This is a genomic window from Pseudomonas sp. R4-39-08, assembly GCF_003852275.1.
GTDB lineage: Bacteria > Pseudomonadota > Gammaproteobacteria > Pseudomonadales > Pseudomonadaceae > Aquipseudomonas.
In genome coordinates this window covers 93,189-105,936 of sequence record NZ_CP027733.1, presented here as the reverse complement: position 1 = coordinate 105,936, position 12,748 = coordinate 93,189, and the positions used below count along the sequence as shown (strand labels likewise).

The following is a 12,748-nucleotide window of genomic DNA, read 5'->3' as shown; positions in this document are numbered from 1 at the left end:
TACAGCTTGCGCGGTCTAACACTTGCTCAAAGGAATACACATGGAATGGCTGACCAATCCGGAAATCTGGATTGCCTTCTTCACCCTGACGGCCCTCGAGATCGTCCTGGGCATCGATAACATCATCATGATTTCGATCCTGGTCAGCCGCATGCCCAAGCACATGCAGGCACGCACCCGGATCTTCGGCCTCGCCCTGGCGATGGTCACGCGTATCCTGTTGCTGCTGTCGATCACCTGGGTCATGCAACTGACCGCCGACCTGTTCGTAGTGTTCGGCGAGGGCATTTCCGGTCGCGACCTGATCCTGTTCTTCGGTGGCCTGTTCCTGTTGTGGAAAAGCTCCCAGGAGATGTACCACGCCCTGGAAGGTGAAGATGAAACCAACGACGAGCCTAAAGGCGCCGGCGGCAAGTTCATCTACACCATCATCCAGATTGCGATCATCGACATTGTGTTCTCCCTGGATTCGGTCATCACCGCCGTCGGCATGGTTTCCCATGTGCCGGTAATGATTGCCGCTATCGTGGTTGCCGTACTGGTGATGATGCTGGCCGCTGGCACCATCAGCGAATTTATCGACAAGCACCCGTCGCTGAAGATGCTGGCGCTGTCGTTCCTGCTGGTAGTGGGTACCGTGCTGATCGCCGAATCCTTCGACGTGCACGTGCCAAAAGGCTACGTCTACTTCGCCATGGCGTTCTCGCTGGCAGTGGAAGCGGTGAACATCAAGATGCGCACCGCCATCGCGAAAAAGAAGAAACAGCAGGACCCGGTGAAACTGCGCAAGGACGTTCCGGGTCAATAAACCTGTAGGAGCGAGCTTGCTCGCGAAGAACCCAAGGACAACGCGTTAAACCAGGCAGTACGCGTAATCGTTGACGTTCTTCGCGAGCAAGCTCGCTCCTACATATGACAGTTTTGTTTCAATCCCGAGTTTAGCTATGCGATGCTGGCGCAGAGCCCATTCGCCAACTACAGCTTAAGTACAAGACGTAGAACGGCACGCGGCAACTTTCCTTCGCTCCTGTTGGAGCGCACCCACACGGGGGGCCGAGCATGCTGACCTTGCTCAATCTGCTTTCCGCCGTGACCCTGCTTATCTGGGGCACGCACATCGTCCGTACCGGCATCCTGCGGGTCTACGGCTCCAACTTGCGCCAAGTCATCGGGCAGAATATGTCCAAGCGCTGGCTGGCGTTTGTCGCCGGGATCCTGGTGACGGCCATGGTGCAAAGCAGCAATGCCACGGCGATGCTGGTGACGTCCTTTGTCGGCCAAGGGCTGATGAGCCTTACGCCCGCCTTGGCCACCATGCTCGGCGCCGACGTCGGCACCGCGTTGATGGCGCGGGTACTCACCCTGGACCTGTCCTGGTTATCGCCGCTGTTGATCTTCCTCGGGGTGATTTTTTTCCTGTCGCGCAAACAGACGCGGGCCGGGCAACTCGGCCGGGTCGGGATCGGCCTCGGGCTGATCATTCTCGCCTTGCAATTGATCGTCGAAGCCGCCGGGCCGATTACCCATGCCCAAGGTGTCAAAGTCATCTTCGCTTCGCTGACCGGCGACATCTTGCTCGATGCCCTGGTCGGTGCGCTGTTCGCGATGATTTCCTACTCCAGCCTCGCCGCCGTGCTGCTGACGGCAACGCTGGCCGGTGCCGGCGTGATCGGTTTGCACGTGGCCATCGGCCTGGTGATCGGCGCCAACATCGGCAGTGGCATCCTGGCCTTTCTCAGCACCAGCATGCAGAACACCGCCGGGCGGCAAGTCGCCCTGGGCAGCCTGTTGTACAAGTTGATCGGCCTGCTGTTGATCATTCCGGTACTCGACCCACTCGTACGCTGGATGGACGGCCTGGACTACAGCACTCAGGCCATGGTCATCACGTTCCACCTGCTCTACAACGTCAGCCGCTGCCTGATTCTATTGCCCACCATCGGCCCGATGGCACGGCTGTGCGAATGGCTGCTGCCGGAGCGGCCAGAAACCGATGGCAAAGCCAAGCCGCGCCATCTGGACCTGGCCTCGCTGAATACGCCGAGCCTGGCGCTGGCCAACGCCGCCCGCGAAACCCTGCGGCTCGGCGACCTGATTGACAACATGCTCACCTCGATGCAGGAAGTGCTGCGCGGCAAACAAACCGCCATTACCCAGGAAATGCGCAGCCTCAGCGATGACGTCGAGGCGCTTTATAGCGCGATCAAACTTTACCTGGCGCAAATGCCCCGTGAAGACCTGAGTGAACAGGACAACCGACGCTGGGCGGAAATCATTGAGCTGTCCATCAACCTGAAGCTGGCGGGCGACTTGATCGAGCGCATGCTGCGCAAAGTCCAGCAGCAGAAGACTTCCCAACGTCGGCAATTTTCCGAGGTCGGCCTGGAAGAACTCAGCGGCCTGCACAGCCAGTTGATCGCCAACCTGCGCCTGGGCCTGTCTGTCTTCCTCAGCGGCGATCCGGAAAGCGCCCGTCAATTACTGCGTGAGAAACGCCGCTTTCGCGCCCAGGAACGTCGCCTGGCCCACGCCCACGTCAGCCGCCTGCAGCGTAAAATCGTGCAGAGCCTGGAAACCAGTTCCCTGCACCTGGAGCTGATTGCCGACATGAAGCGCTTGAACTCGTTGTTCTGCAGCAGCGCCTATGTCGTGTTGGAAACGTCCGACACCGGCGCACTCTCTGCTGAAGATATTGCCGACATCACCCATTCGCCCTGAACGTACGCCAGCCAGCGAAGTCAGTTAACAATGGACCTCGTTCGCCAGGAAGCTTGTTATGCGTCGCCTGTTACTCGCCTGCCTGCTGCTGGGCTCGGCACACACCTTTGCCTTTGACCGCCTGCAAGTCGAGGGCTACACCTTGCCCAACGGCCTGCAACTGTTGCTCAAACCGGGCACCGAGCGCGGGCATGTGGCCATCCGCCTTGTGGTTGGCGTGGGCCTGGACGATTTCAGCTGCGACCAGAAAGAACTGCCGCATCTGTTCGAACACCTGTTGTTCAGCGGCATCGATGGCGGTGGCGAAGGCGACCTCGAAGACCGCATGCAAGCCCTGGGCGGCGAGTGGAACGCCTACACCAGCAACGCCGACACCACGTTCGTCATCGAGGCGCCCGCGCAGAACCAGCGCAAGGTGCTGGACCTGCTGCTGGCAATCATCACCCGCACCCAACTGACCGACGCCCATATCAACGCTGCCAAGCAGGTGGTCGAGCGCGAGGACGGCGGCCATTACTCGCACTTGCAACGCCTGCTCGACCGCCAGGACCTCGGCCACAACGCCAGCAACCAGTTAGCCGTCGAGCTGGGCCTCAAGTGCGCCGAACGCGCCGAGGTCAGCCACCTCGCGCGCGATCAGTTGGAGGCGCTGCGCAAAAATTGGTACGCGCCGAACAATATGACCCTGATCGTCGTCGGCGATCTGGACAAACTGCTGCCGGCCTACCTGGAACGCACCTATGGCCAACTCGACCCGGTAGAGCCGAGCGAACACCGGCCGCTGCCGCAAATCCAGCATGCCGCTGCAAGCCAGCGTGACCTGATCCACGGCTGGGTCGGCGACAACGCCAAGCTGCACTGGCTGTTCCCGGAACCGGTGCTGGACGACCAGCATGATGAAACCTACGACCTGCTCAAGGACTACCTCGACTGGGCGTTGTACCGCCAACTGCGGCTCAGGCACGGCTTGTCTTACGGCCCGTGGACCGAACGCGAAGTGCTCGGCGGCGTCGGTTTCCTCAGCCTGAACGCCGACCTCGAACGGGACAACCTCGAGCAAGCCGAACAGGTATTGCAAGACCTCAAGGCGCAGCTGCTCAAGGACGGTCTCGACCCGGCGGTGTTCGCTCGCCTGCAGCAAGCCGCCATCGCCCGCCAGGCCTGGGCAGTGCAGGGCAACAGCGCGTTGGCCGACTATTATTGGAGCGCGGCCGGCGAATATGCCGATGGCCGCTTCGGCGACCCGGCCAAACGCATCAAGGCCGTGACCCTGGCGCAGACCAATCAGGCCATGCGCCAGGTGTTGGAGCAGCCGGGCTACTGGCGGGTCGAAAAGCCGCTGTTGAGCTATAACGCCCTGAGCTGGATCGGCGCGGGTGTGCTGGGACTGATCATCCTGGCTGGGGCGGCGCTACGGTTTTCTCGCAAACGGACCCTGTAATGAAGCACCGAACAACGGACTAAGACGTTATTCTGTCTCGGATTTTTCCCACACACATTGTGAATCGTCCATGCCGAACTTACCGCCCCTTATCCAGCGCGTTATAGAACTGATCAAACGCTACCCTGGGGTGATCGCACTCGGCGGTTTCATATCGGGTGTGGGCAGCTTCATCCTGGTGGACCGCCAGCAAGGCATGGCCAGCTGGATTGCCGTGATCATGCTGGTGAGCTGGCTGTGGCTGATGCTGGAAAACAGCTTCACGCAACTGTTTACCAAGCTGTTCAACCGCGAAATACCCGAACCGCTGCTGCGCTACGCCACCCAGATGATCCACCAGGAAAGTCTGTTTTTCGTGCTGCCGTTCTTTTTCGTCACTACGGCCTGGAACAGTGGCCAGTCGGTGTTCACCGGCCTGCTCGGTGCGGCGGCGCTGGTGTCGATCATCGACCCGCTGTACTACAAGTGGCTGGCGCCCAAGCGCTCCCTGTTCCTCGCCTTGCATACGCTGACATTATTCGCCGCACTGCTGACCGCATTGCCGATCATTCTGCACCTGACCACCGCCGAGAGTTACAAGCTGGCCCTGGGCGTCGCCATGGCCCTGTCGATTCCGAGCCTGGCCGTCAGCCTGCCACTGCGCAGCATCAAGGGCTGGGCGATGCTGCTGGGCGTCACGGCCGCGATCGGCTGCGCCGGCTGGCTGCTGCGAAGCTGGGTGCCACCTGCCACCCTGTGGATGACCGAAGTGGCCATCAGCACCCAGCTCCAGGACCGCACACCGGGCGACGACCTCAAGCAGGTCAGCGCCGCCCAACTGCGCAGCGGCGGGCTGTACGCCTACACCGCCATCAACGCCCCGCGCGGCCTGGATGAGCGGATCTACCATGTGTGGAAATTCAACGGCAAGGAAGTCGACCGCATTGCCCTGGATATCCATGGCGGCCGCAAGGAGGGCTACCGCGCCTGGACCCACAAGCAGAACTTCCCGCCGGACTCGGTAGGCCGCTGGCAGGTGCGGGTGCTGACCGAAGACGGCCAAGTCATTGGCGTGCTGCGCTTCAACGTCACCGACTCAGCACAAACGGACAACCCAGAGTAGGCCCGATCATGCTATTACGTAGCAATTGTGGATAGCCAAACAAGCTCGGAGCTTATGACCACTCGCACGACAGCCGGCGCGGCCCAACTCGATACGTCCAGCACACCGCCGCTGCTGCGGATTACCGGTGACTGGACGCTTGCCCACTACGCAAACCTGAAGAAGTTGTCGGCCACACTCGACGGCCGATACGACGCTGGCGCACGCATCGACCTTAACGGCCTCGGCGCCCTGGATACCGCCGGTGCTTCGCTGCTGGTGGAGCTGCTGGGCCCCGACCGCATCGAACACTCCGCCGAGCAGACCGATTGCAGCCTGTCCGCCGCCGACCGGGCGCTGCTCAAGACGGTCTACCGCTCGCTGAATGATTTTTGCGTACCGCTCAAAGAACCGGAAGAGAGCACCAGCATCCAGGTGCTGGCGCGCATCGGCCGCGCCGTGGACACCGTCTGGCAAGACGGGATGAAACTGCTGGGCTTCATCGGCCTGATCCTCGAAACCTTCGTGCGCGGCATCTTGCGGCCCAAGCGCTGGCGCTTGACGCCGATGGTGGCGCATATCGAACAGACCGGTCTCGACGCCGCGCCGATCGTCGCGCTGCTGACCTTCTTGGTCGGTGCCGTCGTGGCCTTCCTCGGCGCCACCGTGCTCAAGAGCTTTGGCGCGACGGTATTCACCGTGGACCTCGTGGCGTTCTCTTTCCTACGCGAATTCGGCGTATTGCTCACCGCCATCCTGATCGCCGGCCGCACGGCCAGTGCCTTTACTGCACAGATCGGCTCGATGAAGGCCAACGAAGAAATCGACGCGATCCGCACCCTGGGCCTGGACCCCATGGAGCTGCTGGTACTGCCACGGGTGTTGGCGCTGCTGGTGGCGCTGCCGATGCTGACGTTCCTGGCGATGCTTTCAGGGATCGTCGGCGGCGGCGTGGTGTGTGCGGTGGCCCTGGATATTTCGCCAGCGATGTTTCTGTCGCTGCTGCAGTCGGACATCGGCGTGCAGCATTTTCTGGTGGGCATGGTGAAAGCGCCGATTTTCGCGTTCCTGATCGCCGCAATTGGTTGCCTGGAAGGGTTCAAGGTCAGCGGCAGTGCCGAGTCCGTCGGCGCGCATACCACCTCCAGCGTGGTGCAATCGATTTTCGTGGTGATCGTGCTGGACGCGGTCGCTGCCATGTTTTTCATGGAGATGGGCTGGTGAGTCGTCTGCATCGAGCGCCCACCGAGGCGGTGATTGAGGTACGCGGCCTGTGCAACCGCTTTGGCAGCCAGAGCGTGCATGAAAACCTCGACCTGGATTTGTACAAGGGTGAAATCCTGGCGGTGGTCGGCGGCTCTGGCAGCGGCAAGTCGGTGTTGCTGCGCAGCATCGTCGGCCTGCGCCGGCCCAGCGAGGGGCAAGTTCGGGTGTTCGGCAAGAACCTGCCGAGCTTGCCCGAGCATGAACGCTCATTGGTGGAACGGCGCTTCGGCGTGCTGTTCCAGAAGGGCGCGTTGTTTTCCTCGCTGACCGTCACCGAGAACGTCGCCTTGCCGTTGATCGAGCACGCCGGGCTCAGCCGTGCGGATGCCGAGCATTTGGCGGCGGTCAAGCTGGCCCTGGCCGGGCTGCCGTTGTCGGCGGCCGACAAATACCCGGCGTCGCTGTCCGGCGGCATGATCAAGCGCGCCGCCCTGGCGCGCGCGCTGGCCCTGGATCCGGACATCCTGTTTCTCGACGAACCCACCGCCGGCCTCGACCCGATTGGCGCGGCGCAATTCGACCAACTGATCCTGACCCTGCGCGATGCGCTGGGCTTGAGTGTGTTCCTGGTGACCCACGACCTCGACACGCTGTACACCATCACCGACCGCGTGGCGGTGCTGGCGCAGAAGAAAGTGCTGGTGGCCGATGCCATTGATGTTGTCTCGGAAACCGACGACGCCTGGATTCACGAATATTTCCACGGCCCCCGAGGCCGCGCGGCATTGGATGCCGCTCAATCGCTCAACGAGGTATGACATGGAAACCCGAGCCCATCATGTGATGATCGGATTGTTCAGCGTAATTGTGGTGGTCGGCGCGATGCTGTTCGGCCTGTGGCTGGCCAAATCCAGCGTCGACAGTGCTTTCCGCGATTACGAGGTGGTGTTCAACGAAGCGGTCAGCGGCCTGTCCCAAGGCAGTTCGGTGCAGTACAGCGGGATCAAGGTGGGCGATGTCACCAGCCTGCGCCTGGACCCCAAGGACCCACGCCGCGTGCTGGCGCGCATCCGCCTGGCCGGGCAAACGCCGATCAAGGAAGACACCCAGGCCAAGCTGGCCCTGACCGGCATTACTGGCACCTCGATCATCCAGCTCAGCGGCGGCACCCCGCAAAGCCCGGAACTCAAGGGCAAGGATGGCAACCTGCCGGAAATCATCGCGTCACCATCGCCCATCGCACGTCTGCTCAATAACAGCAACGATCTGATGACCAGCATCAACCTGCTGCTGCATAACGCCAACCAGCTGTTCTCCCGGGAAAACGTCGAACGCTTGAGCACGACCCTGGACAACCTGCAGCAAACCACTGGCGCCATCGCCGACCAGCGCGGCGACATCAAAGTGGTGATGCAGCAATTGCTGCAAGTGAGCAAACAGGCCGGCGGTGCGTTGGAGCAGACCACGGCGCTGATGCGCAACGCCAACGGCTTGCTCAATGACCAAGGCAAGCAAGCCTTTGGCAGCGCGGAGCAGGCGATGAAGTCTCTTGAGCAAAGCACCGCCACCCTCAACACGTTGCTGGCCAACAACAAGGACTCGGTGAACAGCGGCCTGCAGGGCCTCAATGAGCTGGCACCGGCCGTGCGCGAACTGCGCGAAACCCTCGGTTCGTTGCGCGCCATCTCGCGCCGCCTCGAAGCCAACCCCAGCGGTTACCTGCTGGGCAGTGACAAGAACAAGGAGTTCACGCCATGAAGCGTGCTTACCGAATGATCGCCCCGGCAGCCTTCGCGCTGATGAGCGCGTGCTCGATCCTGCCCAAGCCGGACCCGTCCGACGTGTACCGCCTGGCTTCGGCCCAGCCCGTCAGCCAAGGCGCACCAGTAAGCTGGTCACTGCGCGTGACCAAGCCACAGACCAGCGAATTTCTCGACAGCCCGCGCATTGCGGTGGTGCCCAATGGCGATTTGATCAGCAGCTATGCGAACTCGCGCTGGAGCGATCCGGCGCCGGTGCTGTTGCGTAATCGCCTGCTGGATGGCTTCCAGCGTGACGGCCGGGTGACGCTGTTGAGTACCGACGAGACTAACCTGCAAGCCGACTATGAGCTCGGCGGCCAGTTGCAGGCGTTTCAGAGTGAATATCACGGCAAGGCCGTGGACGTGGTGATTCGCCTGGATGCGCGGCTGGTGCGCGGCAGTGATCAGCGCATCATTGCCAGTCGCCGGTTTGAAGTGCGCCAGCCGGTGAGCGATACCCAGGTGCCGGCGGTGGTGGCTGGGTTTGGGCAGGCGGGGGATAGTTTGAACAGACAGGTGGTGGATTGGGTGGTCGCACAAGGCAATGCTGCTTCTAAACACTGATGGCCTAATCGGGGGCAAGCCCCCTCCCACATTTTGACCTGTGAATGCAGTTAAAATGTGGGAGGGGGCTTGCTCCCGATAGCGATCCCAGCTTCAACCAAAGAACCAGTAACACACCGCAATAGCCGCAACGACTCCGGCGAATTCTGCCAACAACGCACACCCCACCGCATGCCGCGCCCGTTGGATACCCACCGAACCAAAGTACACCGCCAACACATAAAACGTGGTCTCGGTACTGCCCTGGATCGTCGCCGCCACCAACGCCGGGAAGCTGTCCACACCCTGGGTCTGCATGGTCTCGATCAGCATCGCCCGCGCCGCGCTGCCGGAGAACGGCTTGACCATCGCGGTCGGCAGCGCGTCGACAAAGCGGGTGTCCATGCCGGTCCAGGCCACCAAGTGGCGAATCCCTTCCAGGCCGAAGTCCAGCGCGCCGGACGCACGTAACACACCCACCGCACAGAGCATCGCTACCAGATAGGGCAACAGGTTCTTGGCAACGTCAAAGCCTTCCTTGGCGCCTTCGACGAAGGCCTCGTACACCTTGACCTTGCGTAACGCGCCGATCACCAGGAACAGCATGATCAAGCCAAACAGGGTGAGGTTGCCCAGGATCGACGACAAGCCGGCCAGTGCGGTCGCGGACAAAGTCGCCAGCAGCGCCATGAAGCCACCCAACACCAACGCGCCGGGAATCAGATAGGCCAGCACGACCGGGTCCCACAAGCGCAGGCGCTGCATGACCGCCACCGACAGCAGGCCGACCAGGGTCGACGCGCTCGTGGCCAGCAGGATTGGCAGGAACACCAGCGTCGGGTCGGCAGCGCCTTGCTGGGCGCGGTACATGAAGATGGTCACGGGCAACAGCGTCAGCGAGGACGCATTGAGCACCAGAAACAGGATCTGCGCGTTGCTTGCCGTGTTGGGGATAGGGTTGAGTTCCTGCAGCGCCTTCATGGCTTTCAGGCCGATAGGCGTGGCGGCGTTGTCCAGGCCCAGGCCGTTGGCGGCGAAGTTGAGGGTGATCAGGCCGATGGCTGGGTGGCCGGCGGGCACTTCCGGCATCAGGCGGCGAAACAGCGGGCCCAGGGCCTTGGCCAGCCAATCGACGATCCCGGCTTTTTCGGCGATACGCAGAAAGCCCAGCCACAACGTCAAGGTGCCGAACAGCAGCACCATGACCTCCACCGACAATTTGGCCATGGCGAAAATGCTTTCCACCATCGCCGCGAAAATCCCGGCGTTACCGCCCACCAGCCATTGCGCCAGTGCTGACACCATTGCCACGACAAAGAAGCCAAGCCACAGGCCATTGAGCATCAGTTAAATCCCCCGAAAGTTGGGGCGAATGATAGCGGGGCTGGCAGAAACGACAAACCCCGGAATTATCCGGGGTTTGTGTCAGCGCAATCGAGCGATCAGCCGCGCGTGATCTCGCCGGCCGGCAGCGCTTCTTTGCTGCGCCAGTGCGGCAGCGAATTCCAGTAGCGCTCGCCCTTGGCATCGTCGTACATACCTTCCCAGCGCGAGATAACCAGCACGGCCAAAGCGTTGCCGATCACGTTCAGCGCGGTACGCGCCATGTCCATCACACGGTCGACACCCGCGATAAACGCCAGGCCTTCCAATGGGATGCCCACACTGCCCAGGGTCGCCAGCAACACAACGAAGGACACACCCGGCACACCGGCAATACCTTTGGAGGTGACCATCAGGGTCAGGACCAGCATCAGTTGCTGGCCGATCGACAGGTCGATGCCGTACAGCTGCGCGATGAAGATTGCAGCGATGCTCTGGTACAGGGTCGAACCGTCGAGGTTGAACGAGTAACCCGTCGGCACCACGAAGCTGCAGATCGCCTTCGGCGCGCCGTAGGCTTCCATCTTCTCGATCACGCGCGGCAGCACGGTTTCAGAGCTGGCGGTGGAGTAGGCCAGCACCAGCTCGTCCTTGAAGATGCGCATCAGCTTGAGGATCGAGAAACCAAACAGGCGGGCGATCATGCCCAGCACCGCAAACGCGAAGAACAGAATCGCGACGTACACCAGGATCACCAGCTTGGCCAACGGCAGCAGCGAGGCGAAGCCGAAGTTAGCGACCGTTACCGCGATCAGGGCAAATACACCGATAGGGGCGTACTTCATGATCATGTGAGTGACTTTGAACATGCTCTCGGACACGCCCTGGAACATGGTCACCAACGGCTCGCGCAGTTCCGGCTTGAGGCTCGACAAGCCCAGGCCGAACAGCACGGAGAAGAAAATGATCGGCAGCATCTCGCCGCGCGCAACGGCAGCGAAGATGTTCGACGGGATCAGGTTGAGAATGGTCTCGATGAACGCATGCTCATGCTGCACCTCGGCGGCGGTTGCCTGGTACTTGGAGATGTCGACTGTACCCAGGGTACTCATGTCGATGCCCGCGCCCGGATGGAACAGGTTGGCCAGCAACAGGCCGACCACAATGGCGATGGTGGTGACGACTTCAAAGTAGAGGATGGTTTTGACACCGATGCGACCGAGCTTTTTCGCGTCACCAACGCCAGCAATGCCCACGATCAGCGAGGAAATCACGATTGGGATGACGATCATCTTGATCAGGCGGATAAAGATATCGCCCGCCGGCTGCAGCACGTTGCTGATCCACCAGGCCTTTTCAGCACTGAAATGGTTGAGCACTGCGCCGATCGCGATCCCCAGTACCAAACCGATGAGGATCTGCCAGGCGAGGCTTAGCTTTGCCTTCTTCATGTCATTACCCTTACTTCAAGTGAACTTAAGGCAAATGCGCCAGCTGGACCGCTCGAAAGCGAAAAAGTGTGTGCATCTGCCTCCATGGAAGGTCACCGCAGCGTGGCCGAAATGGCTTACTGGCAGGCGAAAAAAGCCGCAACTATTCCCATGCAAGGGAGCGACGTCTAATGCCGTAAACGCCTACCCTATGCCGAATCGGCATGGCTATTCTTGAAAATAATTGTCTGAACGGTCAGTTCGAATGCGCCATTCAAGCGGGTGAACCTGCCGTGAAGCTGCCAATTCCGGTATGCACAGAGATACCGAATGGCTAGAGGGGTTTGCTGAAAATGCTTGGAAAATCCGCAGCCTGGCGTAAGAAACTGCCTATAGCGTCAGCAAAGTTTTCTCGATAGATGGTCGCGCCGACACACAAGGTAATGGTTGGCGGGAGGAAAAACGATGAATGTCGGCTATGGGCGGCATGACGCGCGAACGATGAACAGCATAAGCCCGCCGCAAGTTCAGCAAGCTTGAGGACTTGTGAACTTGCGTCGCAGCTTTTCGCCTGACCCGGCCCTTGCGCAGGCACTCCCTGTACCCGTAGGTCGCGCCGATCCTGATCGATCAGAGCAACCCGGCCCCCTGGTCATGCATCGCCCTTGGCGAGCGATGCAAACAGAAAGAAGCGAACTGGCTTCTTTCTATGGACGCCGGCTCCGTGAGACGGAACCTAGTACCAATTCGGATCTTTCTTCAGCTGCTCCATCAGCAGCTTTTTCATGCCTTCGTCCGGCTTACCGAGAAAACGGTAATCGGCGTGGCGTGTTGGGGACTTGTCCTTCGGCAGACCTGCCGGGACTTCCACCAACATCGCGTAGGCATCTTCCTTATCGAGGCTGAAGGCGACGATCAGGCGCTTGTTCAGGCAGGTATCTGCCGTTTCACACAGCGGCCCTACCAGATACTTGTCGCCATCCTCTTCGACAGCGTTCATCTGCTCAGCCGTACCCGACAGGTTCATCACCCATTCCGGCAGGCGCTCTTCTTTCTTCACTACGCCTTGCCAGGTTTCACGGTACTGCGCATCCGTGCTGAGCAATTCGTTGGCCCGGGATTGGCCGTCGTTGGCGGCCATCACCAGGCCACTGCCGCTCAACAGCACGGCAGCAGCAATGGCTTTGAGGGACAAAGTGGTCAT

At 60.9% G+C, this 12,748-nt stretch carries 11 protein-coding genes; 8 read left to right on the top strand and 3 right to left on the bottom strand.

The window, feature by feature from the left end:
• Positions 1 to 40 precede the first annotated feature (40 nt).
• The 8 genes from C4J88_RS00505 to C4J88_RS00470 all read left to right on the top strand — a co-directional run bounded on the left by C4J88_RS00505 (position 41) and on the right by C4J88_RS00470 (position 8,812).
• Complete coding sequence (locus tag C4J88_RS00505) at positions 41 to 808, top strand: TerC family protein (protein ID WP_124360663.1); 768 nt, start codon at positions 41 to 43, stop codon at positions 806 to 808.
• A gap of 251 nt (positions 809 to 1,059) precedes the next feature.
• The gene (locus tag C4J88_RS00500; RefSeq protein ID WP_124369101.1) at positions 1,060 to 2,718 is read left to right on the top strand and encodes a Na/Pi cotransporter family protein; all 1,659 of its coding nucleotides are present in this window, start codon (positions 1,060 to 1,062) and stop codon (positions 2,716 to 2,718) included.
• Between the two features lie 58 nt (positions 2,719 to 2,776).
• Positions 2,777 to 4,159, top strand: coding sequence for a pitrilysin family protein (locus C4J88_RS00495; protein WP_124405925.1), 1,383 nt, complete (start codon positions 2,777 to 2,779; stop codon positions 4,157 to 4,159).
• 70 nt (positions 4,160 to 4,229) lie between these two features.
• Complete coding sequence (locus tag C4J88_RS00490; protein WP_124365304.1) at positions 4,230 to 5,261, top strand: DUF5924 family protein; 1,032 nt, start codon at positions 4,230 to 4,232, stop codon at positions 5,259 to 5,261.
• Between the two features lie 54 nt (positions 5,262 to 5,315).
• Complete coding sequence (locus C4J88_RS00485) at positions 5,316 to 6,464, top strand: ABC transporter permease (protein ID WP_124365303.1); 1,149 nt, start codon at positions 5,316 to 5,318, stop codon at positions 6,462 to 6,464.
• A complete protein-coding gene (locus tag C4J88_RS00480; RefSeq protein WP_124365302.1) occupies positions 6,461 to 7,264 on the top strand; it encodes an ABC transporter ATP-binding protein in 804 nt (267 codons plus the stop codon). Before C4J88_RS00485 ends, C4J88_RS00480 begins: the two co-directional genes overlap by 4 nt.
• 1 nt (position 7,265) lies before the next feature.
• Positions 7,266 to 8,204 carry an MlaD family protein gene (locus tag C4J88_RS00475; protein WP_124365301.1) on the top strand — a complete coding sequence of 313 codons (939 nt, stop codon included), beginning with the start codon at positions 7,266 to 7,268 and terminating at the stop codon, positions 8,202 to 8,204.
• The gene (locus C4J88_RS00470) at positions 8,201 to 8,812 is read left to right on the top strand and encodes an ABC-type transport auxiliary lipoprotein family protein (RefSeq protein ID WP_124405924.1); all 612 of its coding nucleotides are present in this window, start codon (positions 8,201 to 8,203) and stop codon (positions 8,810 to 8,812) included. Before C4J88_RS00475 ends, C4J88_RS00470 begins: the two co-directional genes overlap by 4 nt.
• Before the next feature lie 93 nt (positions 8,813 to 8,905).
• Here C4J88_RS00470 and C4J88_RS00465 read toward each other — a convergent pair whose 3' ends face one another.
• From C4J88_RS00465 to C4J88_RS00455, 3 genes are all read right to left on the bottom strand, one after another.
• Positions 8,906 to 10,135, bottom strand: a complete 1,230-nt coding sequence (locus tag C4J88_RS00465; RefSeq protein WP_048721443.1) for a nucleoside recognition domain-containing protein — start codon at positions 10,133 to 10,135, stop codon at positions 8,906 to 8,908.
• A 98-nt stretch (positions 10,136 to 10,233) separates the two neighbouring features.
• Positions 10,234 to 11,565: a glutamate/aspartate:proton symporter GltP gene (gene gltP, locus C4J88_RS00460; protein WP_124360655.1), complete on the bottom strand. Its 1,332-nt coding sequence runs from the start codon at positions 11,563 to 11,565 to the stop codon at positions 10,234 to 10,236.
• 715 nt (positions 11,566 to 12,280) lie between these two features.
• Entirely contained in the window at positions 12,281 to 12,748 is a 468-nt protein-coding gene (locus C4J88_RS00455; RefSeq protein ID WP_124405923.1) for an inhibitor of vertebrate lysozyme family protein, read from the bottom strand.